This is a genomic window from Martinezella sp. CNPSo 3795, from assembly GCF_057784475.1.
Genome location: NZ_JBXSOQ010000003.1, coordinates 264,605 through 289,403, shown reverse-complemented (window position 1 = coordinate 289,403; position 24,799 = coordinate 264,605). Strand labels below are relative to the sequence as shown.

Below are 24,799 nucleotides of genomic sequence, written 5' to 3'. Positions count from 1 at the left end.
ACCGATGCAGCCTGCCTTGAAACGAGACGCGCACCCGACCGCATCAGCGGTCACCACGCAATTGAAGGATATTCAGAAGACATTGCCGCTCAGAGTGCTGTCGAAGGACGATTGGCAGCACTGGATCACGAAAGGCTATGTGATCGTGCGGCAGGCTGTGCCGGCTGCGAATGTCGAGCGGCTTGTCGAGCTTTTGTGGCGTTTTGACGAGAAGGATCCGAACGACCCCTCCACCTGGTATGCGCCACAGCGGCGCGAGCACAAGATGAAGGAGCTCAACAATACCGGCATGCTGGAGATCTATAATCACCAGTATCTCTGGGATAACCGAATGGAAAAGCGGATCTACGATGTCTTCGTCGACATCTGGGATCGCGAGGACCTTTGGGTCACCATCGATCGCGCCAATCTCAACCCGCCGAAGAAGGTGAAAGGCAACCCGAACGGCTTCATCCATTGGGATGTCGATACTTCGATCCGGCCGCTGCCGATCGGCGTTCAGGGTGTCCTGAGTCTGAAGAAACAGGATGGCGATGTCGGCGGATTCCAGTGCGTGCCGGAACTCTTCGAGCATTTCGAGGAATGGGAAAAGACGCAGCCGGCGGATCGCGATCCTATGCATCCTGACATGACGGGTCTCTCGGTCGTCAATATCGACATGGAGCCCGGCGACCTGATGATCTTCAACTCGCTGCTCGCGCACGGCGTTCGTCCGAATCATTCGGAGAACCGCGTTCGCATGGCGCAATATATCTCCATGCATCCGGCGGAATACGACAATATCGCCGAGCGCGAGGAACGGATCCGCCTGTGGAGGGAACTGGATTCCCCGAAGCGCGACGCCTTTCCGGGCGATCCTCGCGAATGGGAAAAGCACAATGCGACGACGGCCAAATTGACGCCGCTCGGTGAAAAGCTGTTGGGCCTCAAGCCTTGGTAAGCAGCGGAAGGCTGATTTTCTGAAAGACATCGAGCGGCCTTGGGCCGCTCGAAGCGTTTGTGGAGATTGGCGGGCAGGCGCAGGCCGTCAGATTTCGTTCCAGCGGCGGATGACCGGCTCGGTCAGATCATGCTCGTAGCCAAGCACGCTGATGCTCGTGGTGTCGAGCATGAAATGCTCACCGCCTTCCGGCTGCAGGCCAACCCAGCGGGCGGCGAAGACCCGCAGGAAATGGGCGCTGGAAAAGATCAGGATAGAGCCTTCAATACCCCGAAGTTCGCCGATGATCCGATCGGCACGCGCGCCGACATCGGCGGCTGTTTCTCCATTCGGGCAGCCGTCGCGGAAGACTTGCCAGCCGGGACGTTCGGCAAGGATCGCCTTGGTGGTGATACCCTCATAGGCGCCGTAATCCCACTCCGCCAGATCCTCCTTGACGACGCGGCGGTCACCGAAGCCGGCCAGCGCGCAGGTGTTTTGCGCGCGCTGCGACGGGCTGGACCAGACGGCGGCGAAATCGATCTGGGGTAGGCGAGCGGCGAGCTTGCGGGCAGCTTCCTCTCCGGCAGCGGTCAGGGGAATATCGGTGCGGCCGGTGTGCCTGCCGGAGAGGCTCCACTCCGTCTGTCCGTGGCGTACCAAATAGACTTCGGGATAGGCGCTGCTCATGCCGTTTCTCCTTTGCATTTGCCGTGCGAAATTCTTCGCATCTGCGAAAGCGTCTGTCGAGAGCTAAAGCGGATTGGCAGCTGACCCGACAACCCTCTGCAAATCCAAGCTCTTGCAGAGGGTTGTGAATCTCATCGTTTCACGGCGCGGCGAACGCTATAGAGCAGAATGGCGAGGCAGCCGACCAATAGGAGAAACCCACCCGCGAGCGGTGGCAAGGCGAGAAACTCCACCGCTCCGGCAATCACGAGAATGAGGATGAGGCAGAGCGTGGCGAGGCTACCGTCATCGATGAACATGCCGATAAGCTCGGATAGGGCGATACGCAGGACATTCATTGGGCTGCCTTTGCTGTTGGATTGCCGCGCAGGCCGCGGATGATGGCGTAGGAGGCAAGCGAGACGATCGCGAAGATGGCGATCAGGGCGAGATCCTCGCCCGGCCAATGCGCGCCAATGCCTTCACCGGTCCAGAAGATGCCGAAGCTTGTCAGCATGAGGCCGACGACGAATTTGAGGGTGTTTTCCGGCACGGTGGCGAGCGGGCGATGCACCATCAGCCCGATCAGCATGACGAGCACGAAGGCGGCGAGCGCACCGAGGCCGGCATAGAGTGTCAGGCCATGCGCGCCGCCGACGGCGATGACGATGAAGACCACTTCGATGCCTTCCAGCAGCACCGCCTTGAAGGCGGCAAGGCCGGCGAGATAATCGGCACGGCGATCGGTGGACTGCGCCTGCAATGCCGCCGTCTCCTTGGAGAAGGCTGCCTCCTCGTCGTGCAGGGCGATGACGCCAAGCGAGCGGAGAATGGCTTTGCGCAGCCAGCGCATGCCGAACAGGATGAGGAGAACGCCGACGACGAATTGCAAGATTTCAATCGGGATCAGCGCCAGCAGCGGTCCGAAGATGAGAACGAGAGCTGCCAGCACCGCAAGGGCAAGCATGGCACCCGTGAGCGCCGCGCGCCAGCTTCGTGTGACGCCGACAGCAAGGACGATGGTGAAGGCTTCGACGACTTCGACGAAGGAGCCGAGGAACGACGCCGTCACCGTAGATAGAATGGGTGTGAGGCTGTTCATGAGATGATTCCCAAAATTCGGTTAGGGCTTTGAGTGCACACGGTATTTTCCGGACTGCTGTTCCTCATGTGTCGAATGAACTCGCACGTGAGACACTCCGGCTTGGCGATCTGGTTACCATTCACTTGCGTTTCCTCGTGCCGCGTTTGCTCCATGATTTATCAAGCGCGCCACGCAGCTGGCTGAGCTGATCGAGGCTATCGATGGCGGCGTCCTTCCTCTTGGCGGCTAGCGCGACGATCAGGGATTCAATCAGCACCATAGTACCACCATGCATGGCGAGGTGGCCGGCATTGCCGCGCGGCACGGGTAGGATTTCAGTCACCTTGTCGGCAATCTGTAAGCCGAGATCATCGCTGATGAGGATGACCGGCACCTCATGTTTGCCGGCGTATTCCAGCAGCACTTCGACCTCACGATAGAGCGGGGCATAAGCCATCATCAGCACGACGTCGCCTTTGCTTATCCCAAGCAGACGGTCCGCCAGGGCAATGCCCGCTGCCGAAAGCGCATTGGTCGGCAGACCGATGCGGTTGAACTGCAGGCTGGCATAATCTGCCATGGCGCCCGACGGGCCGATGCCGAAGACATGACGTCGGGCTGCCTTGGCAAGACTATCGACGCAACGTTCGAAGCTTGCGGCAAATTCCTCGCGTCGCAGAACATCCAAAGCCTGCTCGTGCATACCGATGACATGGTGAAGCACATCGCCGGCCTGGCTGCCGGTTTCAGCCAGCGTGCGTTGCATCCGCATTCCGGGTGACGGCGTTCCCGTCAGCGCTTCAAGCAGGGCGGCCCGCAACATCGACAGGCTTTCGAAGCCGAGGGCGCGAGCGGTGCGGACGACCGTCGCGTCACTGCTGCCGGCGAGCTGCGCGATCTGGGCGGCCGAATTCAACAGTGCGGCCTGCTTCTGATCGACGAAGAAACGGGCGATGCGTTGCTCGGCCGGTGTCAGCGTTTCCATCACATCGAGAACGCGGTTTTCGAAAGTGCGAGGTTTCCGTGTCGCTTCTGCCATCGGATATCTTTGTAGTGAATGTTACTAATTATATTATTTGTAGCATTTACTGCAAAAGAATGACAGCAGAAAGCAAAAGGCGCTTTGCTGCGTCGCAAAGCGCCCTTTTTTGATCGCGTTGAAAAGCAAGCGCATCAAGCTTGCTGCGACTATTCCGCCAAGGCCGCGCGCACCGCCGGGATCACCTTTTGGCCGTAAAGTTCGATACAACGCAGCATCTTGTCATGGCTGAGCGCACCGGCGCTGTATTTCAGCTGGAAGCGGCTGATGCCGAGCGTCTTGACGACCGGGGCGAGCTTGGCGGCGACGGTTTCCGGCGAGCCGACATAGAGCGAACCCTTTTCGATCTCGTTGTCGAATTCCGCACGCGTCATGGGCGGCCAGCCGCGCTCGCGGCCGATGCGGTCGCGCATCGCCTTGAAGCAGGGCCACAGCTCCTCGCGCGCCTGCTCGTCCGTCTCGGCGACATAGCCGGGCGAATGGATGCCGATCGGCTTGACGGGTTTGCCGAGCTGCTCGTAGGCGCGGTGGTAGAGATCGACATAGGGCTGGAAGCGATAGGGGCTGCCGCCAATGATCGCCAGCATCAGCGGCAGATCATAGTGAGCCGCACGCACCACCGATTCCGGGCTGCCGCCGACGCCGATCCAGGTCTTCAGCTGGCCGCTCTCGATGGTCGGGAAGACCTTCTGGTTGCGCAACGGCGGGCGGATGCTGCCCTGCCAGTTCACCGGCTCATTTTTAAGAAGAGCCGCGAACAGATCGAGCTTTTCCTCGAAGAGCTGCTCGTATTGCGACAGCTCGAAACCGAACAGCGGGAAGGACTCCGTAAACGAGCCACGGCCGAGGATGACCTCGGCGCGGCCGTCCGAAACCGCGTTCAGGCTGGAGAAGCGCTGGAACACGCGGATCGGATCGTCCGAGCTCAGCACCGTCACGGCGGATCCCAGATGGATTTTCGATGTGCGGCTGGCGATCGCCGCCAGGATCGTTTCGGGCGAGGAGACCGCAAAATCCTCGCGGTGATGCTCGCCGATGCCGAAGAAGTCGATGCCGAGCTGATCGGCAAGAACGCCTTCCTCGACGACATTGCGCAGCACCTGGGCATGCGGTAGCGGTACGCCCTTGTCGTCGAAGGTCACGTCGCCGAAAGTGTCCAGGCCGAATTCGACATTGTTTGTCGTCATGATTTTTCCTGTCATCTATCGAAATGATAATGTTGAGACAGCATGTAGTGCCGCTCCCGACCATCCACTACCCGGAAAGTTTCGGCTGAAATCTTCGAAGAATTCGATATGCCGATGGCAATAGGCGATATTCGGCAATGCCGGCGTTGCGATCGGTGGCAGTCACGCCAATATTAGCTTCGACTTGAGCGCAGTTGGATTAAGGAGGAAACATATGGTCGCACTGAAAAAGGTGAACCTTACCAAAGCCTTTGCAGCCTTCGATGAGACTTGGAGTCCGCGCATCGGCGGTGATATCAACGATTTCCAGGTCAAGCTCACCAAGCTGGAAGGTGCATTCCATTGGCACCATCATGAGGAAGAGGATGAGCTCTTTCTGGTCGTCAAAGGCACGCTGCGCATGAAGCTGCGCGAGGAAAACGGCGGCGATATCGTCCTTGGCCCTGGCGAATACATCATCGTTCCGCATGGGGTGGAGCATTGTCCGGTCGCCGAGCCGACCTGCGAAGTCGTGCTGTTCGAGCGCAATACGACGCTCAATACCGGCAATGTCGAAAACGAGCGGACGATCCGCGCGCCCAAGCATCTTTAAACGATCCCGATGGTCCGGCCGCCCGTCAAAAAGGGCTGCCGGACATTGCCCAGTCCATCAGTTCAGCGCCAGCTTGTTCGACGGCGTGCGACAGGCCGCGAAAACATCCAGCTTCGGATCATAGACCTTCGTCGAGACGTCCGTCATGCCGAGAACGCTGTGGAAGATGTTGTCGTGAGAGTAGGTGCCCTCGGCGGCCTGCTTGGCTAGGCAGGCCATGTCGAAACCGGCGGTCTTGGCGAGATCGTCGGCCATCCATACCAGCATCGGCACATGCGTCTGCTGTGAAGGAGCGATGAAATAGGGCGTGCCGTGCAGATAGATGCCATTTTCACCGAGCGACTCGCCGTGATCGGAGAAATAGAGCACGGAGCCGGATATCGAGTCGGAGCGCTGCTTCAGCTTGTCGATCACCATGGCGACGATGTGATCCGTATAGAGGATCGTATTGTCATAGGCGTTGGTGATTTCCTCCTGTGAGCAGGAGCTGAAGTCGTTGGAGCGGCAATCCGGCCGGAACCGGCGGAATTCTTCCGTGTAGCGCTGATAGTAGGCGGGGCCGTGACTGCCGAGCTGGTGCAGCACCAGCACGCTGTCGCCCTTCACCTTGTCCAGCCAGCCGTCGACCTTGTCGACGAGGATCTCGTCCTTGCATTCGCCGTCCTGGCAGAAGCGCGGATCCGCAGAGTGCGGCAGAAAGGTGTAGGAAACGCGATCGGTGACGTTGTAGCTGCCCGTGTCATTGTCGAGCCAGGTTACGTCGACCTTGGCATGGGTCAGGACATCGAGCAGGTTTTCCGTCTCTAGCCCCTTGCGATGGCTGTATTGTTGGCGCGTGTAGACCGAGAAGAGGCAGGGTATGGAGGTTGCTGTCGCCGTACCGCAGCTGGTGGTATTGGGGAAGTAGACGACATTGCGCTTTGCCAGTTCCGGATTGGTCATCTTGGCATAGCCGCCGAGCGAGAAGTTCTGCGCACGCGCCGTTTCCCCGGCCACGATGATCGTGACGCGCGGCTTGCCCTTGTCGACGACGCCGACCCTATGGGCGTCCGTGCCCAATGGCTGTGCGACGACGTTTGCGTTTCTTTGCGTATCTATGACGTAACGCACCGCGCTTGTGATCGGCATCACCGGATTGAGGGTATCCATCAGGTCGCGATGAGCGCGGCCGACGCCAGCATAAGTCTTATAGAAGGTCGTCCCGGCGATGACGAAGATCGCCGAGCAGGCGAGGATGACGGCGGTATTGTAGGCGAGTTTCTTGAAGATCGGGCGATGGACGATCCGGACCCATGCGACAACAAGCGACGGCAAGATGCCTGTCAGCAAAACATAGGTGATGAAGCGCGTCGTAATCAGATGGCCGCTTTCCGCGCCTGTCGAAACAGCCGCATTGCGGATCATCTCCTTGTCGATGATGACGCCGAACTGGTCGTTGAACCAGGACGATACCGATGCCACCAGAATGAAGAAGATCAGGACCGGCTTCGTGACGTATTTGGCGGAGAAGAGCGTGAAGAGCGCCATGATGGCTGCGGAAATACCGATGACGAAGGCGGCAAAAGCGGCCGGGTCAGCGATAAAATAGCCATAGGACTTCGTCCAGAACATCTTGTTTGTCACAAGAAGTACATAAAGCGTGGCTATAAGGCACAGTGTGACACTGCCGATTGCTGGCCGGAATATCTGTCGGCCAGATGATGCGTTTTCGCTGGTCAATGGTTGTCTCCGAGGCGTGGGCTATCGGCGGGGTGCCTGTAAACCCATCACTGCAGGATGGCGCTTTGGCTGTTGAAGCCGGCCACCATGGTTACCAATCCTGACATTTACCTGAATGACAAGCTTTTGTGCAGGGCTATTTCGGGCCTGATTCCGATTGTCGTCTTTTTTGCCGGCTTCATATCCGGAGTTCAGGTCGCCGTCAGAAATAGGCATCATAGCTGCTTGATTGCAACTGGGGATGCAATCGTGCGGCTTCTATTGGTCGAAGACAATATACTCATAGGCAATGCCGTACAGGATCATCTGCGTGCGGAGGGGTGGTCGGTCGATTGGTCCATGGATTTGGAATCCGCCAGGGGGGCCGTCGCGGCCGAAGCCCACGACGTGATGCTGCTTGATCTTCGCTTGCCCGATGGCAGCGGCCTCGATCTGCTCAAGCTCATGGAAGCGCGCGGCGAAACGACCCCAGTCATTGTCATGTCGGCCTATGATCAGCTGTCGGACCAGATGACGGCCATGAATATCGGTGCCGTCGACTATCTCGTGAAACCTTTTGCGCTAAGCGAGATGGCGGTTCGCGTACGCAAGGCGGCAAGACGCCGCCGCTTGATCCGCATGCGCAACGCTGGTTGACCCAGCGGCTTTCAGGCCCGGGCCGTCGTTCCCGACCGCAGGAGATCGATCACAGCGATGGTTGCGGCAAAGACCACCAGGGACAAGAGCCAGCCCAGGACCGCGTCGGACAGATAGTGGGCTCCGGTCATCACGCGCATGACCGGCATCATGATCGAGATGGCAGCCAGGGGAATGCCGAGCGGAAAACGCAGGCGCGGCGGCAGCAGCAAGACGAGGCAAAGCAGCCAGCCGCCGGACGACGCCTCGCCGGAGACGAAAGAACAGTTTCCGAGACAGCGGCCGGCAAACGAGCCTGCCTGGACGAAATCCAGCGAGCCGCCGAAGAGATCCGTGCTGCGCGGTCTCGGCCTGCCGCTGTAGCTCTTGAGCAGCGTGTTGACGATGAGGCCGCAGCCGATGACAAGCGATATCAGTGCAGCAATGTACCGATCCGTTTTCAGCGTCCGCCAGCCTGCACCGGATTTGCGCCAGGACGAAATCAGGTTGGCAATCAGGACGACGACGGCGATATAGGGCAGGGCGAGCGTCACATCTCGCACGATCTCGAAGATACGGTTCTTGGCCAGGGCAAAGGCGCCGCAGACTTCACCCGGAATGACGGCGGATGCGCAGGGCGTAGCAGTGAAGACACTCTTCGCGACGACGAGATCGATATCGGGAAATCGATAGAAGACGAACAGCAGCACCCACCAGAGCACGAAGAGCGCGAGAAACACAAAAAAGGATCTGCTGACAGGAGCGGTCCGTTTTGTGTAAGCAATGGAGTTGTCGTACATCGTAGACGCTGGCCACTGTCTGAACAGGTTCAAAACAAGTGCCCGTTCGCGTTGTGCAAACGCCCAAAGGCCACTATCGGGCGTCTTTTATGACAGAAGCCTGACGGTAACCTGAAAGATCAAACGGTTAAGAAAGTCCCTTGAGGCTCGGTAGCCCGCTAAAGCGACTGCGGCGGTTGACGGTGCCTTTCTCTATTGTGTGCGGTGAGTTATTCGCCGGTCTTGAAATAGGCTTCCAGCCGGTAACCATCGGGATCGATAACGAAGGCGGCATAGTAGAACTGGCTGTAGTCGGGCCGGATGCCTGGCTTGCCATTGTCTTCGCCGCCATTGGCGATGCCGGCGGCATGAAAGGCGTCGACGGCTGCCTGGCTTGGCGCTACGAAACAGAAATGCAGGCCGGAACCGCGATCGGCGGGAACGGGACGTTCCACCTCACTGACCCAGAACTGGGCACGCTCCGCCCCATATCCAACCGTGCCATCGAAGTTGGTGACGCGCTCGTAGCCAAGCGGAGAAAGGGCTGCGTCATAAAATTTCTGCGCCCGCGTCAGGTCTTTGACGCCGATCGAAATATGGTCGAACATGAAAACGAGCTCCTGCCGTGTTGTCTGCAGAGCTTTGCGGAAGGTACGCCCTGGAGAAGCGCCGGCTTTCGAAAGTCCGCAGGTCGAATTCGTCTCACCATCTTGCAACGGTCATGGGAAGTCAACAAAACGAAGCGATGGGCCGTCCGGTCGCTTGCCCCGGGTGTTTCGTCTATAAATGGTCGAAGGATGCCGCTCCCGGTGAGATCAGCGGATTGGGAGCGGGATTTTTCGATGCTCGGCCGCGATACGAATTTTTCAAAACGACTGTCGATTTCCGGAGAGCAGCTTCGTCGTCAATATGAGCGAGTTTATTGAGCGGCAATGGTGCCGGCGCCTCGCTTCCGGAGGACATTTCCATGCGTTTCATGTCTATCGTCACATCCACCGATTTCATGCATCCGACGCCGGAGCTTGCCGAGGCCATGCACAAGCTCGCCGATCGGGAAATCAAGGCCGGCCGCATGATCGATACGGCGGGACTGATGCCTCTTGCGACGGGCGCCCGCGTCACGATCAAGGATTGCAAGCTGAGTGTCGTCGACGGTCCCTTCGTGGAGGCCAAGGAGGTCGTCGGCGGTTATGCCATCTTCGAACTGCAGAGCAAGGAGGAGGCCGTGGCACTGGCAGTCGAGTTCATGCAATTGCACAAGGATTTTATGCCCGGTTGGGAAGGCACATGTGAGGTGCGCGCCTACTTCGAGCCAAATGCCGAAGGTGTATGTGACCCGCTCGCCGAAGCAAGGGCATGATGCTTTCGGTTCGTGACCGGGGCGGGCGGCCTTGACAGCCGCCGGCACCCACCGAGCGATCCTTGCCGTCTGGCGGATCGAACAACCGCGGCTCATCACCAGCTTGGCGCGATTGTTGCGCGACGTGCCGCTGGCTGAGGATCTGACACAGGAAGCGCTTGTTGTCGCCTTGGAGCGGTGGCCGGAAACGGGCATCCCCGAGCGGCCCGGCGCTTGGCTTATGACCACTGCCAGGCGTCGGGCGCTGGACCATTTGCGTCGCCGGCGCATGCTCGATCAGAAGCACGAGATGATCGTTCGAGAGATGGAGGAGGAAGAGCAGATCATGCCCGACCTAGACACCCCTCTCGATGACGACATCGGCGATGAAATGCTGCGCTTGATCTTCACGGCATGCCATCCGCTGATCTCGCGCGAGGCGCGGGTGGCGCTTGCCTTGCGGATGATCTGCGGTCTGACGACCGAGGAAATCGCCAGGGCGTTTCTGGTGTCGGAGGCAACGATCGCGCAGCGCATCGTCCGCGCCAAGAAGACATTGTCGGAATCGGGACTTTCCTATGAAACGCCACACGGCGGGGAGCTGTCGCAGCGCCTCGCCTCGGTGCTGGAGGTGGTTTATCTGATCTTCAACGAGGGATATACGGCCGCGCGCGGCGAGAATTGGATGCGGCTGCAATTGTGCAGCGAAGCGCTGCGGCTCGGGCGAATATTGACGTCCGTCGCGCCGCAGGAGCCGGAGGCACATGCATTGCTGGCCCTGATGGAGCTGAATGCGTCCCGTTCGGCGGCCAGGACGGATGCCAACGGCAATCCGATTTTGCTGCTCGATCAAAATCGCGACCGCTGGGATCGACTGCAGATCCAGCGAGGTCTGCAGGCCTTGCGACGGGTACAGGAACTTGGCGGCGCCGGCGGGGTTTATGCCTTGCAAGCCGCGATCGTCGCCTGTCACGCGAGAGCGAGGACAGCTGATGAAACCGACTGGAGGCGGATTGCCGATCTCTATGCGGAACTTGCCGAGCTTGTTCCTTCCCCGATCGTCGAACTCAATCGCGCTGTCGCCGTGGGCATGGCCGAGGGTCCCGAGGTGGCGTTAGACATCATCGACGGTCTCCGCGATGAACCTGCGCTGAAGGACTATCATCTTCTGCCGAGCGTTCGCGGTGATCTTCTCCGCAAGCTTGGCCGATGCGATGAAGCGCGGCAAGCCTTTGAGACAGCGGCCGCACTTGCTGAAAATCGGAGAGAGCGTGATTTTCTGATGCGCCGTGCTGCCGAAGCCGCCGACGCCGCCGACACAGGGAAGGATTGACCCGCCGGAGAGGCGGGTCATCTTGCTTTGAACTATTCTGCAGCCTGATAATTCGTGGCCCTTGCCGCGGATGAGCGCGGGCCGACGGCGGCGAGCAACGTGATGGCTGCAGCGAGGATCGTCACGAAACCGATGCCGGCAATATAGGGATTCCAGCCGAAGCTCGGAGCCGCACTGAAGACGGCTGACGCCGCTGCCAGGATGATGCCGCCGCCAATCTGGAAGGAGGCAAACAGCATGCCCGAAGCCAGGCCGGATTCATCGTCGCCGACGTCTGAGAGGGCGGCAACCTGGATCGACGGATAGGTCATGGCGTAGCCGACGCCGAGCAGGAGCTGCGAAATGGCGACGAGTACCATCGTATCGATATGCCCGGCCGACAGCACCCAGAAGAGATAGCTGATGGCCTGCAATCCCACGCCGAAGGTCATCAGCAAGGTCGTACCGCGGTTCTGGCCGATAGTCGCAAAGCGCGGTGCCAGGAACATCACGCAAGTGCCGCCTATGGCGAAGGCGAAGCCGGTGGCAAAGGCCGACCAGCCGACGACGGTCTGGTAATAGAGCGTCGCGATGAACTGGAAGCCGACATAGGCTCCCTGGTACAGCGCGGCGACGGCATTGGCATGGCTGAGCTTGGTGCGGCGGAACATGGCAAGCGGCACCATCGGATCATGATGGCGCGACTCCACGACCAGGAACAGCAGGATCAGGATCAATGCGGCAAGGAGCGAGCCCCAGGTCGCGAAGGCCTGCCAGCCATCGGCGGCGGCATTGGTGACGCCGAAGACGAAGAGCAGCAGGCCGGGGGTGATCGTCAGCGCGCCGGCCCAGTCGAAGCGGGCGCGCGGGCCGCTGCGTTTGTGATCGGCTGGCAGGACGAGCGGAGCAATGATTAGCGCCAGGATGGCGATGGGAGCACCCATGACGAGGGTCGCGCGCCAGCTGATGAGGGTTGCCGCTCCACCCAGTACCATGCCGAGCACGAAGCCGGCAGCACCGGTGGAGGAGAAGACGCCGAGCGCCTTGGCACGGGCATTGCCGTCTCCGAAGACGGAGAGAAGAAGGGCCAGTGCTGCCGGTGCGGTGAAAGCGGCCGCAATGCCCTTGATCAGGCGAGCGGCAATGAGCGTTGGCGCGCTGTCGACGAAGCCGCCGGCAATGCTGGCGGCGGCGAAGATGCCGAGCGACCATAGGAAGACGCGGCGGTGGCCGAAAAGGTCGGCTACGCGGCCGCCGAGCAGCAGAAAGCCGCCATAGCCGAGCACATAGGCACTGACAGCCCATTGCAGCGAGGTCGCCTGCATGCCGAGCTCTTTCTGGATTGCGGGCAGGGCCACCCCAATGGTGGAGACGTCCATGGCGTCGAGGAAATTGGCGGCGCATAGCAGCAGCAACGCCAATCCCGCCCCGCTTCGGGTTTGGGAAGAAGTCATCGGGATCGTTCCTTTCTGTGCTGCCGCCTTTTTGGGAGGTTGAAAACGGCAGGGAACGAGAAAATGTACATCTTCAAACCCTATTGCAAATTGATAGTAACCATGTCAGGTATTACTGGCGATGATGAATGATGCGACGCTTCGAAAGATCGATCTCAATTTGCTGCTCGCCTTCTCCGTGCTGATGCAGGAGCGGAACGTGAGCCGCGCGGCCGAGCGGCTGCTGCTCGGCCAGCCTGGTCTTTCCGCAGCCCTTCGCCGGCTGCGCGAGACGCTGGACGATGAATTGTTCGTGCGCGTCGGGCGCGGTTTGCAGCCGACGCCGCGGGCGCTGTCCATCGCGCCGGCAATCGAAGATGCGCTTTCCGGCATCGAGCGTGCCATTCGTCCACCGGCAGCCTTCGATCCGGGAAGCTGGCAGGGGGAATTCCGCGTCGGACTCTGCGACAATCTCGAATCATCCTTCTTCGGGCCGCTGGCGGCGCGGCTGCGCCGGCTCGCGCCGAGTGCCCGGCTGACCAGCGTTGCCTTCGACCGGCGTGATGCCGTGCGGCTGCTGGACGAAGGCGCCTTCGAATTCAGCATCTCCGTGCATGATGAGCCGGCCTCCTGGCATGTACGCGCGCCGCTGTTCGAACAGGCTTCGCTTTGCATCTATGATGGCCGGCATCTCAAATGCGCGACGCCGCTGAGCCTGAAGCATTTCGCCAGCGCGCCGCACGTGACCGTTTCGCTTGAAGGCTCCATATCCACCAGTGTCGATGCCGCGCTCGCTCGTCTCGGTCATCGCCGGCAGGTGGTGGCGACCGTTCCCCGCTTTTCTGCCCTTCCGTCGACGCTGCAAGCCATTCCCGCCATTGCTACGGTTCCAGAAGCCATTGCCCGCTGCATGGCACAATTGCACGACCTGACGATTTCAGAGCCGCCGTTCGAGCTGCCGGCCGATCCGGTGACGATGCTCTATCGCCGCGTCGATCAGGCTGACGGCCGTTCGGTATGGTTCCGCCGCCTTTTCGTTGATGTCGTCAAGGAAGCTCTCGAGGCCAGCGGGTGCCGCATGGGCGTCTCCACGGATGCCTGCTGCTACGATCCGCCTGAACTTGCCGAGGCGATATGATGCTTCGAGGAGAGGGACGATGATCCGGCATACGCCGCGCCTGTCCCTGCGCGTGCCGGAGGAGCGGGATCTCGACTTCGTCACGGCTTTGTTTGCGCGGCCGGAGCTGGTCGCCCATCGGCCCGATCCAACGCCGGATTCGCCTGCGGAAAGTGCCCGGCGGCTCGCTCGGGATCAGGCGCACTGGCGCGTGAACGGCTTCGGGCGCTGGGCGATCGAAACGGAAGGGCGGCTGATCGGCTTTGGCGGCGTTACCGTCTCTTCGAGGGGCTAAATCTCTCCTATCACCTGCACCCCGATTATTGGGGAAGCGGCTACGCAACGGAACTGGTGACGGAGGCATTGGCCTTCGCCCGGCATGATCTGCGGGCGAAACGCGTTATAGGGCTGGTGCGGCCCGTCAATGTTGCCTCTCGGCGCGTTCTGGAAAAATGCGGCTTCGGTTTCGAGCGGGAGGTCATGCTGCATGGAGCGCCGACTCATCTCCTGTCCTTCAAGCTGCCGGTGGCGAGCGCCGGCGAACAGGACTAGCCGTCCGGATAGGGCATGCCATCCTTATGCACGAAACGACCGTCCGTGCTGGAGCTCATCATGTCGACGTCCGAGCAGGTGATGAGATCGGTCGGTGAGCGCGTACCGGCCTCGAGATAGATGGCCGTGCTATTCGATTTGTTGATCATATGATGGCCGTTGCCGGAGCCCTTCGGGAAGGCCGCGCAATCGCCGGCGCACAGCACCGTCTCGCCATCATCCTCGATCAGCGTCAGCTCGCCTTCCAGCACATAGACGAATTCATCCTCCTCCGAATGCCAATGCCGCTGGCTCGACCAGTTGCCTGGCGGCAGCCGCATCAGGTTGACGCCGAAATCCCTGAGGCCGCCGGCATCGCCCAGTCGCTGCCTGACGCGCTCGGTGGAGTGATCATTGAAAGGGGCGGGATAGCGCGTGCCCTTGATTTCCGGCACGGCTGCAACATCGATCTTCGGCATGATGATCCTGCCTGCGATTTGCCAAGGGTGGATATGCTGTTTGTGCGGTTTCAAGTCTAACAAGACTCATCGCTGCCAGTCCAGCAATGCATCTCGGTAGAGCATGGCAAATCAGGCTTGGCTGCCTGTATTTGTCATCTGGTTGTTACCTGGTTGTCATCGTTCATACACATGTGCGTCGTTTGAGCAACACGCCGTATGTAGGTGCTGTCACATATGTGGGGAGCCTTCTTAAATCCTTGTAAAAGCAAAATAGTAAATGCAGCTTACTATGTGGAAGCGAGGCCTTGTGCTTCGAGTTAGCCACTGAAACTTGATGTCGGACGGCCCCCAGGTTCGTATCTCGCGCAAGTTCGTTTGAAGAATGGAGTTACAATGAACATCAAGAGCTTGCTTATCGGCTCGGCTGCGGCCCTCTGCGTCGTATCCGGCGCTCATGCGGCTGACGCTATCGTCGCCGCCGAACCGGAGCCGCTGGAATATGTGCGCATCTGCGACGCGTTCGGCGCCGGCTATTTCTTCATACCCGGCACGGAAACCTGCTTGCGCGTTGGCGGCAAGGTCCGCACCGAAGGCCAGTGGAAAGATCCTTACAATCGCGACAGCAACTTCGGCACCAAGTGGCATACCCGCGCCGAACTCAACCTCAATACCGCGACGGACACCGAATATGGTCCGCTGAAGACCGAAACCATCGTTCGCTGGGACTGGAACGACGGCGGCTCGACCTCCACCAACCTGCTGTGGGCCTACATCACCCTCGGCGGCTTCACCGTCGGTAAGACTGACTCGCAGTACAACCAGTTCGTCGGCTATGCCGGCGACGTGATCCAGGACGACGTCATCTATGACGGTCCGTATGAATTGAACCAGCTGACCTATAATTACGACAGCGGCACGGGCTTCACGGGCGTCATCTCGCTCGAAGACAGCAATTCCGGCACGACCACAAGCGCCTATGGCGGCAGCTGGCAGCTTTCGAAGGCTGATCACTACGCTCCGAACGTTGTCGCCGGTCTCGGCTACAAGGCCGGCATGTTCGGCTTCAAGGTCGTCGGCGGCTACGATTCGATCGTCGAGGAAGGCGCCATCAAGGCTCGTGTCGACGCGGACTTCGGTTTCCTCACGGCCTTCCTGATGGGCGGCTGGAACACTGATGGCGACAAGCTCAACCAGTATGCCGGCTCGAACCAGAACGTCTCGGCCTGCACGACCTCCGACGGCGTCGTTCACGGTGCAAAGTGCGGCTGGGGTGACTGGGCAGTCTGGGGCGGTGTCGGCGTTCCGATCAATGACAAGCTGAAGTGGAACGTTCAGCTCGCCTATACCGACTCCAAGATCTTCGAGGCAACGACCAACGTCAAGTTCAACCCGGTCAAGAACCTGCTGGTCGAGCCGGAGTTCACCTACGTTCACTATGATCTGCCGAGCGATGATACCTTCTCGGGTATCCTGCGCTTCGAGCGGACATTCTGAGGTCGGTCGACTTGGCTTGACCTTCTCCGAAATGGGGCCTGGTATTCGCATCAGGCCCTGCCTGCCTCATTCGAGGTGATTGGAAAACCTAGTTCGCCGGCATGATGCCAATCGGCATGATGCAAGGCGAGACGGCTTTCGGCTCGAGCGTATCCGAACCACGAGCTTGCCGAGCGATCGTTCACGATCGCGACCCATACAGCTGACAAAGGGAAGTCGGCTCACTGTCATAAATGTAAAGCTAATGAAGGGATATCTCATCCTTTCTAGCGCTATTTGGTGCCACCAAAGGAAGCCCCATGAAGACGATTATCATACTTGCGGCAATCGGACTGATGTCCACCAACGCAATGGCCATGTCGGCCTATAATTCCAAATCGATGACCTGTGCAGCCGTGCATGAGAAGATGGCACAGGAAGGCTCGATCGTACTGAGGTACCCGTCTCATCATCCGGGCCTGATGATGTACAACCGCACTGTCTCGAACTCGATGGCATGCCTCGGCCAGGGCGCGATGAGCAGCGCCAGCGTTCCGACGAGCGACGATCCCAGCTGCAAGATCAAGACCTGCAGCTTCACCACCGGCAAGGGGCCGAATAAGAATCATTGAGGTGGTGGGCTGATTGCCATTGCAAGATCGGCTGTCATGCCCTCCCATAGTAATACCGATACGGCAGGAAAGCTGCCGTCTCACACTCTTGTTGCGTTTTCAGATGGAAGCCGGTTGCCGGAGAGCATCCCGCTGCTACAAGCAGTTCGAGTTCGGCATTCGCACCGAAACAGTTTAGGAAAATGGCGCATCCCGCAGGATGAAACTGAGAACGCGTATGTTATTATCGCGGTCTCGGGATCGAAGAAAGTGTCCAGAGGGAGAAGCATCAAGCCTCCGGTTTCTCTTATCGGGACCAAGGGTGCCGGAAGCGAAGCGGCGGCGGTCGTGCGTGATCGATATGACCGGCGTTGCGGCTTGTGCTTTGTCGCGGAAGCATTTGCGGGGTTGCCCAATGCCGCTTGTTTACAGACCTGCTTGCGCGGACGATTTAGCCGCGACCGATGCTCTGGTGGTTGCCAGCATCAACGATCTTACCGTCCGGCATGGCTTCGGCTCCATGGCGACGGCAAGCCCTCCCAACTTTCAGCTGTTTTCACTCAAGGACGACCCCGATGGATTATGGATCGCAGAAGATGGCGGGGAAATTCATGGCTTCGCCTGGAGTTGGGTTTGCGGCAACGTTTGGTTCCTCGCCCAGCTGTTCGTCGATCCCGCCCATCAGGGACAGGGTATCGGCAATGGACTATTGCAACGAACCATGGAGCATGCCCGAAAATCGGGAGCGGCTCACAAAGCGCTGATCACTTTCACCTTCAATCGTGTCTCGCAGGGCCTATACATGCGGCACGGCCTCTTTCCCAAGATGCCGATTTATCTTTTCAGCATGGCGCGCGAGCAGATGAGGCAGACCTTGCCGGAACTGCCATTGCGCACCATCGCGATCGATAACGGCGCCGCTGTGATGCAAAATCTGGTCGAAATCGATTCCCGAGCGCTAGGCATCTCGCGGGAGAAACATCACCGCTATCTGCTCGACGATCCTGCAGCCAAGGGGGTTCTGCTCTACGCTGGCAATGATATTGTCGGCTATGGTTACATCGGCTCCAATGGGCATATCGGTCCCCTCGCGGTCACGCGACCTGATTTTCTTCGCGATGGCTTTGCGACCATGCTGAAGCTGGCGGCCAATGGCGGTGCCGAGAAGATATCGGCGTTCCTGCCGGGCACATGCGACGGTGCCTTGAGCCTTGCGATCGATCAAGGCATGCGGATCACCTTTCCGATGCTGCTGATGGCATCGCCCGGCTATGGCGACTGGACGCAGTATCTGCCACGAAATCCGGGCTTTATGTGAACGGTCGTCTGTGGATATGCCGCGACGCGGAATGGCTATCTCGGTTGCTAGCAACGAGTGCTGGGTGGGCTAGCGAGTGGTTCATGCCTGACCTCGGTATTGGTGTCCAACCTATCTGCCATCGGAGGGGAGATGCATATCCGAGGATCGTGTCACCCTACCTTGACTTCAGCAGCCTCCGTCCGAACCGCTTCAAGCCACTTAAGGCCCTCCACAGCAGTAGGTGCCTCAAGCCAGCGGCCTGAGGGATTGGTTCGGCGTTGGCGGGAGCACCAGGGAGCATGGCATAGCCGATGGGTCCGTTTCGAAGGCCGATACGAGGATAAATGACGACATCCAGTCCGGCGCGACGGAAGCAGCTTCGTATAAAGCCCTCAGACCAGCCACTTTCAAACCAGCCGAACTTTCGAATGCAATAAACCGACAGGTGATCCAATCTCAAGCCCCAGTGCGGCCACCAGAGATCGTTTATGGGTTCTCCTGCAAAGGCAATCTTACCAGTCTTCGACAAGAATGGCTTTACGCGTTCAATCAGTTCCCAGGGCTTGGACGCATGGTGAAGGCACTCATAAAATAGGATGAGATCATAAGTGCCTTGAGCTTGAAGATTATCGAATTCTCCCTGGCGGGCTTTGATATCATAGTTGCGTGGTGCCGCGCGCAAATTGACCAATTGAACAAATGGCGGATTGATGTCTACCGCATCAATCGTAGCCCCACAGAAGGCCATGATTTCACTCGACAGCCCCCAACCGCAGCCCAAATCCAGGATGCGAGCGCCGGCTGGCAGATTGGCGACCGTCATGACAGTGGCGATCGTCCGCACATGACTTGCCATGGCGGAAACGTCGGTAGAGAGAAATGGATTTGCACCCTGAGAATGCTTTACCGCATCGATCGGCGTTAGTTCACCTTTCGCCGGTTCGAATGAGCGGCCCGATATCTCGCTATAAAGGGCGAGTTGCTGTTCAAAATACGCATCCGAGAACGGATCGAGACGTATGTCAATCTCGGTGTCGAATGTGAGCGAAAAGTTGCCCATGGCGCGCACGGCATCGGGGTGCTCTGGCCCCCCTAAGCGATCGCACTCGATGGCGAATTGATCCAAGTCTGAGACACGCCATTTATTCGATATGAAAGACATCGTACTACTGTCCGTCCACCCGCCGGAATATGTTCATGTGCGTGTTTCAATGTCATCCTGCAGCCAAAGGCTGCGCGGCCTTCCCCTACTATCGAATAGTTGAATTCGTCAAGCCGCTCTTAGATTCGGTCCCTTCGTGGGAAACGGCGGCGTTTGAAATAAATCTATTTATGCGCTTACGGAGGTGGCGCTTCGATGACGAGACATGCAGGCTCGAACCGCTGCCGAACCCTTTCGGTCCAAAAGTGTTACCTATGTCTCAGGAATAAATCGTAACCTATGTGTCCAGAACGGACCTAGTGGAGTGTGGCGCACCCGACAGGATTCGAACCTGTGACCTTTGGAATCGGAATCCAACACTCTATCCAGCTGAGCTACGGGTGCATGCCGTGGCGGTTTTGAATCGCCTGTCCGATGGCTGGTTCTTAGCCTAGGAAGCGCTTGGCTTCAATCGGGAAAATTCAGGAAAGCGTGAGATCGGACGTTTTGGTGAGATGAGGCCGCGGGCTTTGGGCGCGCGGCCTTGCTGTCATGGGTGGTATAGGCTCATTCCTTCATCGCGCCGGGGCCGGGGGTGGCCTTTGGCGGCACCTTGCCGAGGATGATCATGCCCAGCACTTCGTCCTTGGTGACGTCTTCGGTGCGGGCGTGGCCGACGACCTGGCCGTTCTTCATGACCGAGACGCGGTCGGCGAGGTCGAAGACGTCGTGGATGTCGTGGCTGATCAGGAAGATGCCGATGCCTTCCTTTTTCAGCTGCTTGATGAGCTCGCCGACCTGCGCCGTCTCCTGCGGGCCGAGCGCCGCGGTCGGCTCGTCCATGATCAGGATACGGGCATCGAAGAGGATGGCACGGGCGATCGCGACCGACTGGCGCTGGCCGCCGGACAGCGCCTTCACCGGCTCCTTGAAGCGCTTGAAGTTGGGGTTGAGGCGCCCCATGACTTCGCGGGCCTTGGCTTCCATCGCGACGTCGTCGAGCGTGCCCCAGCGTGTCTGCAGCTCGCGGCCGAGATAGAGATTGGCGGCGGCGTCGACATTGTCGGCGACGGCGAGCGTCTGGTAGATCGTCTCGATGCCGTATTTCTTGGCGTCGCGCGGGCTGCGGATATCGGCAGGCTCGCCGTTGATCAGGATATCGCCGCTGTCGCGCTTGTAGGCGCCCGAGAGGATCTTGATCAGCGTCGACTTGCCGGCGCCGTTATGGCCGAGGAGCGCTACGACTTCGCCGGGGTAGAGATCGACCGAGGCGTTGTCGACCGCGTGGATGCCGCCGAAGGAGATGGAAATGTTCTTCATTTCCACAAGCGGAGTGGTTTGATCCGTCATGGTTCAGAATTCCTTTTACTTGGCGCGCGAGCGATAGACGATGTCGAGCCAGACGGCGATGACGAGCACGACGCCGACGACGACGTTCTGGATCGGCGTATCGACATTGGCGAGCCCCATGCCCGATTGCAGCGACTGCATGACGAGGGCGCCGAGCATGGCGCCGGCGATGGTGCCGCTGCCGCCGGCAAGCGACGTGCCGCCGATGACGGCTGCGGCGATGGTGAAGAGTTCGTAGGTCGTCCCTTGCGAATTGGCGGCGGCATTCAGACGGGCGGTGGAGATAGCCGCGGCGACCGCCGCAAGCAAGCCCATCAGCGCGAAGATGCGCACCGTTACCCAGCGCGTCTTGATGCCGGCGAGTTCCGCTGCTTCCGGGTTGCCGCCGATCGCGAAGACGTAGCGGCCGAAGCGCAGGCGGGTGGCGATGAAGGTCATGATGATACCGATGCCGACGGCGATCAGCACGGGCACGGCGATGCCGTAGGGGATATCGAGCCCCGTTTCCGGCCAGGGGATGTTATGCTCGGTCGCGTATTTCTTCGCGATGCCGGTTGGCCAGTAATAGATGTTGAAGACGTAGATCGTGACGAGGACGAGAGCGGAGCCGAGGATGGCGAGGAAATATTCCGCCCAGAGCGGCCGGCGCGGGAAGTTGAAGCGCTTGCGCTGATGGCGCCCGCCGATAATGCCGAGAACGATGAACACGCAGGCGAGTACGCCGAGGATCCAGCTCCATGTCGCACCGATCGAACCTTCGGCGCCGCCTCCCATGATGCGGAAGGTGGCGTCGAGCGGGGCAACCGTCTGGCCGCTGGTGACGTACCAGGCAAGGCCGCGCCAGGCGAGAAGGCCGCCAAGGGTGACGATGAAGGAGGGGACATTCAGAAAAGCGATGATGACGCCTTGGAAGGTGCCGAGCAGCGTACCGATGACAAGGCCGCAGATCAGCGTGATGACCCAGGTCCAGGAACTGTCGAAGCCGAGATAGGCGGGCAGGTATTTTGCCTGGATGACGCCCATGATCATGGCGATGAAGCCGAGCATGGAACCGACGGAAAGGTCGATATTGCGGGTGACGATGACGAGTACCATGCCCGTCGCCAGCACGGCGATCTCGCAGGTCTGAACGGAAAGGTTCCAGAGGTTTCTGGGGGTCAGGAAAAGGCCGCCGGTATAGACGTCGAAGCCGATCCAGATGATCAACAGAGCGCCGATCATGCCGAGCAGGCGGGTATCGATTTCCGTTGCACGCAGGAAGCGCGTGATGGCGCCTTCTTCCGCATTGCGCGGACCACTCGATGTTGTGGAATGTGTCATGTCGGCCATCGCTTTGCCGTTCTCCCACTTGTTGGGCGCAGGCCCGCGAATGCTCTTTCTTGATCGCTGGGCAGTATCCGCGCTGGTCACAATAGACGTCATCGCTCGCCCATCCGGTTGTCCCGGGTCCACGACCGCCATCCGGCAAGCCGATCGGATATGCGATGACGCAACACATGCGGGAGGCCTTCATTCCCATTCTGGGTTTGGTTGCGGGCCTCTCATCCGCATTCGACGCCGCAATGGAAAGCCCCTTGCGGCGTCGGCATTATCTTCGGGTCAGCTCGTCAAGCCGGTGCTTATTTGCAGGCAGCGACGCTGCCGGCCTTCACGCCCTGGCAGGCTTCAGCCTTGGAGATCCAGCCTGCGTCGATGACGACGTTCAGGTTGTCCTTGGTGATCGGGATCGGGGTCAGGAAGACCGACTTCATGGCGACGTGCTTCGGGCCGCCGTTGAAGGTCTGGACGCCTTCGATCTGGTCCTGGGTCTTGCCGCCGGCAAGAGCGAGGGCGATTTCAGCGGCGCGCTTGCCGAGTTCGCGAGAGTCCTTCCAGACCGAAACGGTCTGCGTGCCGAGCGCGATACGGTTCAGAGCGGCCTTGTCGGCATCCTGGCCGGAAACCGGAACGGAACCGGCGAGGCCCTGGGCGTCGAGTGCTGCGACAGCGCCACCGGCGGTGCCGTCGTTGGAGGCGACGACCGCATCAACCTTGTTGTTGTTAGCGGTCAGGAACTGCTCCATGTTGCGCTGCGCGTTCTGCGGCAGCCAGCCGTCCGTGTAGGCTTCACCGACATTCTTGATCTTGCCGGCGTCGATGGCGGATTTCAGCACTTCGATCTGACCGGAGAACAGGAAGTCGGCGTTCGGGTCGGACGACGAACCCTTGATGAAGACGTAGTTGCCTTCCGGCTTTGCCTTCAGGACTTCGCGAGCCTGCATGCGGCCCACTTCCTTGTTGTCGAAGGTGATGTAGAAGGCTGCCGGATTTTCGATCAGGCGGTCATAACCGACGACCGGAATGCCTTCGTCAGCGGCCTTTTCGACGGCCGGGCCGATGGCATCGGAATCCTGAGCGAGAATGATGAGGGCATTAGCACCCTGCGAAATCAGCGACTCGACATCGGTCAGCTGCTTGGAAGCGGACGACTGGGCGTCGGCGGAAATGTACTTGGCGCCAGCGGCTGCCAGAGCCTTCTTGATGGCTGCTTCATCGGTCTTCCAACGCTCTTCCTGGAAATTCGACCAGGAAACGCCGACGACGAGATCCTTGGCGAAGGCGGCCGTCTGCATGGTCAAAACGATGGCCGCGCCCGCAGCCAGCTTGATGAAAGCTTTCATGTGATCCTCCCGAGTGAATGCGACCGCACGTATCCTGAACTCCCGTCGGCCGCGGCGAAAATGCTGACAAGAAAAGCTTTGGACTTTTTTCTCGACAGTCGAGAAATTTAGTGTCAGAGATTTTTTCAGCTGTCAACACCCGCGCCGCCAGGTTTCATCGGTCGTCCGAAAAAGCTATCAGGGGCTGCGGAGGAGGAGGGTTGAATGAGCAGGGAGTTTGCCGATGCTGGCCAAATCGAGCACCGAATTGGTCCGTCAAAAGAACAGCGCCTTGGTCTTGTCGGCGCTGCGCCGGCACGGCCCGCTCGCCCATACCGAGCTCTCTGATTTCACCAGGCTCTCTTCTGCGACCGTATCGGTCATCACGGCCGATCTCGAGCGGGCGCAGATCATTGAAAAGGCCGAGCAGCAGGCGGCCAGCGGCCGCGGGCGTCCGCGCGTTTTGTTTTCGCAGCAGCGTGACTGCGGCTATCTGATCGTCGTCGTCATCTCGTCGGATGCCGTGCAATATTCGCTCGTCGATTATACCGGTCGACTGATCGACCGCTTTACCGAGGACAGGCAGCAGAACGCTACGGGTGTCGAGCGCTTCGTGGCCGGATTGCGTGATGCCCTGAACCGGATTGTCACCCGCTCGCAATTGCCGCGCGACAAGGTGCTGATGATCTCGATCAGCAGCAAGGGGCTTGTCGATACTTCGGCGCCGGTGCTGCGCTGGTCGCCGATCTTCGGGCGCGAAGAAATCGATTTCGCCGCCGTGCTTCGCGACGAATGGTCGGCGCAAATCATTCTCGGCAACGAAACCCTGCTTGTGGCTGCGGCCCTTGGGCGGCAGGAGGAAATCAGCACGCGCGGCGATTTCCGCTCGCTGGCGGCGCTATCGCTTGGCCATAGTATCGGGCTCGGCATCGTGCGCCGGGAACATGAAGGCGACCATCATATATCGGCGCCGAATTTCGGGCATATGATGCATGTGCCGGGCGGCGCTCTTTGCCGCTGTGGCGCGCGTGGATGCATCGAGGCCTATGCCGGTTTCTACGCCATGCTGCGGACGGCCTTTGACGTGCCGCTCGACACGATCCCGGCGAAGTTCGTGCCGATCGCCGAGCTCGACAAGATCGCCGCGAGCGCGCGTCACGGCGGGCGCCGCAATGTGCTGGCCTTTCGCCAGGCCGGCCTGGCGCTCGGCAACGGCCTTTCGCGCGTCCTGAGCCTGCACGAGCGGATGCCGATTGTCATCACCGGGCCTGGCGTACGCTACTATGATTTGCTGATCGAGGGCATAACTGAGGGCTTGGCGGAATCGCACGTCGTGCGCATGGAGGGCATGCCGGAGCTGCGTGTTATCGCCGACGAGCCGACGCTCGTCTTCGAAGGGCATCTGAACCGCGCATTTTCGATCATCGACAATGATATCGTGAAGAGGGGAGCCTCGGTCGTCGAGCTGCGCGATCAGGCGGGTTGAGAG

Annotated in this window: 24 protein-coding genes, 1 tRNA gene and 1 pseudogene; 11 read left to right on the top strand and 15 right to left on the bottom strand. The window is 59.7% G+C overall.

Features of this window, described 5'->3' with window-relative positions; all coding sequences use genetic code 11:
* Nucleotides 1-4 precede the first annotated feature (4 nt).
* On the top strand, nucleotides 5-940 hold the full coding sequence (locus tag AC13QY_RS11050; RefSeq protein WP_488493444.1) for a phytanoyl-CoA dioxygenase family protein: 936 nt from the start codon (nucleotides 5-7) through the stop codon (nucleotides 938-940).
* 87 nt (nucleotides 941-1,027) lie between these two features.
* Here AC13QY_RS11050 and AC13QY_RS11045 read toward each other — a convergent pair whose 3' ends face one another.
* The 5 genes from AC13QY_RS11045 to AC13QY_RS11025 form a co-directional block, all read right to left on the bottom strand.
* On the bottom strand, nucleotides 1,028-1,609 hold the full coding sequence (locus AC13QY_RS11045) for a histidine phosphatase family protein (protein ID WP_488493443.1): 582 nt from the start codon (nucleotides 1,607-1,609) through the stop codon (nucleotides 1,028-1,030).
* Between the two features lie 131 nt (nucleotides 1,610-1,740).
* Complete coding sequence (locus AC13QY_RS11040; protein ID WP_113395429.1) at nucleotides 1,741-1,947, bottom strand: hypothetical protein; 207 nt, start codon at nucleotides 1,945-1,947, stop codon at nucleotides 1,741-1,743.
* On the bottom strand, nucleotides 1,944-2,690 hold the full coding sequence (locus AC13QY_RS11035) for a COG4280 domain-containing protein (RefSeq protein WP_113389021.1): 747 nt from the start codon (nucleotides 2,688-2,690) through the stop codon (nucleotides 1,944-1,946). The genes AC13QY_RS11040 and AC13QY_RS11035 overlap by 4 nt, the downstream gene beginning before the upstream one ends.
* 121 nt (nucleotides 2,691-2,811) lie before the next feature.
* Nucleotides 2,812-3,711, bottom strand: coding sequence for a MurR/RpiR family transcriptional regulator (locus AC13QY_RS11030; protein ID WP_113389020.1), 900 nt, complete (start codon nucleotides 3,709-3,711; stop codon nucleotides 2,812-2,814).
* Nucleotides 3,712-3,860: 149 nt separating this feature from the next.
* Nucleotides 3,861-4,898: an LLM class flavin-dependent oxidoreductase gene (locus AC13QY_RS11025; protein WP_488493442.1), complete on the bottom strand. Its 1,038-nt coding sequence runs from the start codon at nucleotides 4,896-4,898 to the stop codon at nucleotides 3,861-3,863.
* Nucleotides 4,899-5,112: 214 nt separating this feature from the next.
* On the opposite strand from AC13QY_RS11025, the gene AC13QY_RS11020 reads away from it, so the two are divergent.
* Nucleotides 5,113-5,490 carry a cupin domain-containing protein gene (locus AC13QY_RS11020; protein ID WP_113330184.1) on the top strand — a complete coding sequence of 126 codons (378 nt, stop codon included), beginning with the start codon at nucleotides 5,113-5,115 and terminating at the stop codon, nucleotides 5,488-5,490.
* A 57-nt stretch (nucleotides 5,491-5,547) separates the two neighbouring features.
* On the opposite strand, the gene AC13QY_RS11015 is transcribed toward AC13QY_RS11020, so the two are convergent.
* Nucleotides 5,548-7,101: a phosphoethanolamine transferase gene (locus tag AC13QY_RS11015; protein WP_488493441.1), complete on the bottom strand. Its 1,554-nt coding sequence runs from the start codon at nucleotides 7,099-7,101 to the stop codon at nucleotides 5,548-5,550.
* 357 nt (nucleotides 7,102-7,458) lie between these two features.
* Here AC13QY_RS11015 and AC13QY_RS11010 point away from each other — a divergent pair, with 357 nt between their 5' ends.
* A complete protein-coding gene (locus AC13QY_RS11010; protein ID WP_113330421.1) occupies nucleotides 7,459-7,845 on the top strand; it encodes a response regulator in 387 nt (128 codons plus the stop codon).
* Between the two features lie 11 nt (nucleotides 7,846-7,856).
* Here AC13QY_RS11010 and AC13QY_RS11005 read toward each other — a convergent pair whose 3' ends face one another.
* Together AC13QY_RS11005 and AC13QY_RS11000 are read right to left on the bottom strand one after the other, a co-directional pair.
* Complete coding sequence (locus AC13QY_RS11005; RefSeq protein WP_488493440.1) at nucleotides 7,857-8,564, bottom strand: phosphatase PAP2 family protein; 708 nt, start codon at nucleotides 8,562-8,564, stop codon at nucleotides 7,857-7,859.
* Between the two features lie 269 nt (nucleotides 8,565-8,833).
* Nucleotides 8,834-9,211 (bottom strand): VOC family protein, encoded by a 378-nt coding sequence (locus tag AC13QY_RS11000; RefSeq protein ID WP_113330181.1) that lies wholly within the window; start codon nucleotides 9,209-9,211, stop codon nucleotides 8,834-8,836.
* A 359-nt stretch (nucleotides 9,212-9,570) separates the two neighbouring features.
* Here AC13QY_RS11000 and AC13QY_RS10995 point away from each other — a divergent pair, with 359 nt between their 5' ends.
* Together AC13QY_RS10995 and AC13QY_RS10990 are read left to right on the top strand one after the other, a co-directional pair.
* Nucleotides 9,571-9,963, top strand: coding sequence for a YciI family protein (locus tag AC13QY_RS10995; RefSeq protein ID WP_113330420.1), 393 nt, complete (start codon nucleotides 9,571-9,573; stop codon nucleotides 9,961-9,963).
* Between the two features lie 31 nt (nucleotides 9,964-9,994).
* Nucleotides 9,995-11,275 carry an RNA polymerase sigma factor gene (locus AC13QY_RS10990; protein WP_113420527.1) on the top strand — a complete coding sequence of 427 codons (1,281 nt, stop codon included), beginning with the start codon at nucleotides 9,995-9,997 and terminating at the stop codon, nucleotides 11,273-11,275.
* A gap of 32 nt (nucleotides 11,276-11,307) precedes the next feature.
* On the opposite strand, the gene AC13QY_RS10985 is transcribed toward AC13QY_RS10990, so the two are convergent.
* A complete protein-coding gene (locus tag AC13QY_RS10985; protein ID WP_113330179.1) occupies nucleotides 11,308-12,708 on the bottom strand; it encodes an MFS transporter in 1,401 nt (466 codons plus the stop codon).
* Nucleotides 12,709-12,829: 121 nt separating this feature from the next.
* Here AC13QY_RS10985 and AC13QY_RS10980 point away from each other — a divergent pair, with 121 nt between their 5' ends.
* Complete coding sequence (locus AC13QY_RS10980; protein WP_113351745.1) at nucleotides 12,830-13,825, top strand: LysR family transcriptional regulator; 996 nt, start codon at nucleotides 12,830-12,832, stop codon at nucleotides 13,823-13,825.
* A gap of 19 nt (nucleotides 13,826-13,844) precedes the next feature.
* Nucleotides 13,845-14,356, top strand: a pseudogene (locus AC13QY_RS10975) (GNAT family N-acetyltransferase).
* On the opposite strand, the gene AC13QY_RS10970 reads toward AC13QY_RS10975, so the two are convergent.
* On the bottom strand, nucleotides 14,353-14,814 hold the full coding sequence (locus AC13QY_RS10970; protein WP_113351746.1) for a cupin domain-containing protein: 462 nt from the start codon (nucleotides 14,812-14,814) through the stop codon (nucleotides 14,353-14,355). The pseudogene AC13QY_RS10975 and the gene AC13QY_RS10970 sit on opposite strands and share 4 nt — an antisense overlap.
* 375 nt (nucleotides 14,815-15,189) lie before the next feature.
* Between AC13QY_RS10970 and AC13QY_RS10965 the strand changes: the two genes are divergently transcribed.
* The 3 genes from AC13QY_RS10965 to AC13QY_RS10955 all read left to right on the top strand — a co-directional run bounded on the left by AC13QY_RS10965 (nucleotide 15,190) and on the right by AC13QY_RS10955 (nucleotide 18,198).
* Nucleotides 15,190-16,290 carry a porin gene (locus AC13QY_RS10965; protein WP_075851272.1) on the top strand — a complete coding sequence of 367 codons (1,101 nt, stop codon included), beginning with the start codon at nucleotides 15,190-15,192 and terminating at the stop codon, nucleotides 16,288-16,290.
* Between the two features lie 299 nt (nucleotides 16,291-16,589).
* The gene (locus AC13QY_RS10960; protein ID WP_113330174.1) at nucleotides 16,590-16,901 is read left to right on the top strand and encodes a hypothetical protein; all 312 of its coding nucleotides are present in this window, start codon (nucleotides 16,590-16,592) and stop codon (nucleotides 16,899-16,901) included.
* A gap of 394 nt (nucleotides 16,902-17,295) precedes the next feature.
* On the top strand, nucleotides 17,296-18,198 hold the full coding sequence (locus tag AC13QY_RS10955; protein WP_113351747.1) for a GNAT family N-acetyltransferase: 903 nt from the start codon (nucleotides 17,296-17,298) through the stop codon (nucleotides 18,196-18,198).
* Nucleotides 18,199-18,355: 157 nt separating this feature from the next.
* Here AC13QY_RS10955 and AC13QY_RS10950 read toward each other — a convergent pair whose 3' ends face one another.
* The 5 genes from AC13QY_RS10950 to xylF all read right to left on the bottom strand — a co-directional run bounded on the left by AC13QY_RS10950 (nucleotide 18,356) and on the right by xylF (nucleotide 23,331).
* A complete protein-coding gene (locus tag AC13QY_RS10950; RefSeq protein WP_162748784.1) occupies nucleotides 18,356-19,306 on the bottom strand; it encodes a class I SAM-dependent methyltransferase in 951 nt (316 codons plus the stop codon).
* Nucleotides 19,307-19,649: 343 nt separating this feature from the next.
* Nucleotides 19,650-19,726: transfer RNA gene (locus AC13QY_RS10945), tRNA-Arg, on the bottom strand.
* A 162-nt stretch (nucleotides 19,727-19,888) separates the two neighbouring features.
* The gene (locus AC13QY_RS10940) at nucleotides 19,889-20,671 is read right to left on the bottom strand and encodes an ATP-binding cassette domain-containing protein (protein WP_069612788.1); all 783 of its coding nucleotides are present in this window, start codon (nucleotides 20,669-20,671) and stop codon (nucleotides 19,889-19,891) included.
* 15 nt (nucleotides 20,672-20,686) lie between these two features.
* Nucleotides 20,687-22,000, bottom strand: coding sequence for a sugar ABC transporter permease (locus AC13QY_RS10935; RefSeq protein WP_113332139.1), 1,314 nt, complete (start codon nucleotides 21,998-22,000; stop codon nucleotides 20,687-20,689).
* A 290-nt stretch (nucleotides 22,001-22,290) separates the two neighbouring features.
* The gene (gene xylF, locus AC13QY_RS10930; RefSeq protein ID WP_113332140.1) at nucleotides 22,291-23,331 is read right to left on the bottom strand and encodes a D-xylose ABC transporter substrate-binding protein; all 1,041 of its coding nucleotides are present in this window, start codon (nucleotides 23,329-23,331) and stop codon (nucleotides 22,291-22,293) included.
* Between the two features lie 223 nt (nucleotides 23,332-23,554).
* Here xylF and AC13QY_RS10925 point away from each other — a divergent pair, with 223 nt between their 5' ends.
* Nucleotides 23,555-24,796 carry an ROK family transcriptional regulator gene (locus AC13QY_RS10925; protein WP_113351774.1) on the top strand — a complete coding sequence of 414 codons (1,242 nt, stop codon included), beginning with the start codon at nucleotides 23,555-23,557 and terminating at the stop codon, nucleotides 24,794-24,796.
* Nucleotides 24,797-24,799: the final 3 nt, after the last annotated feature.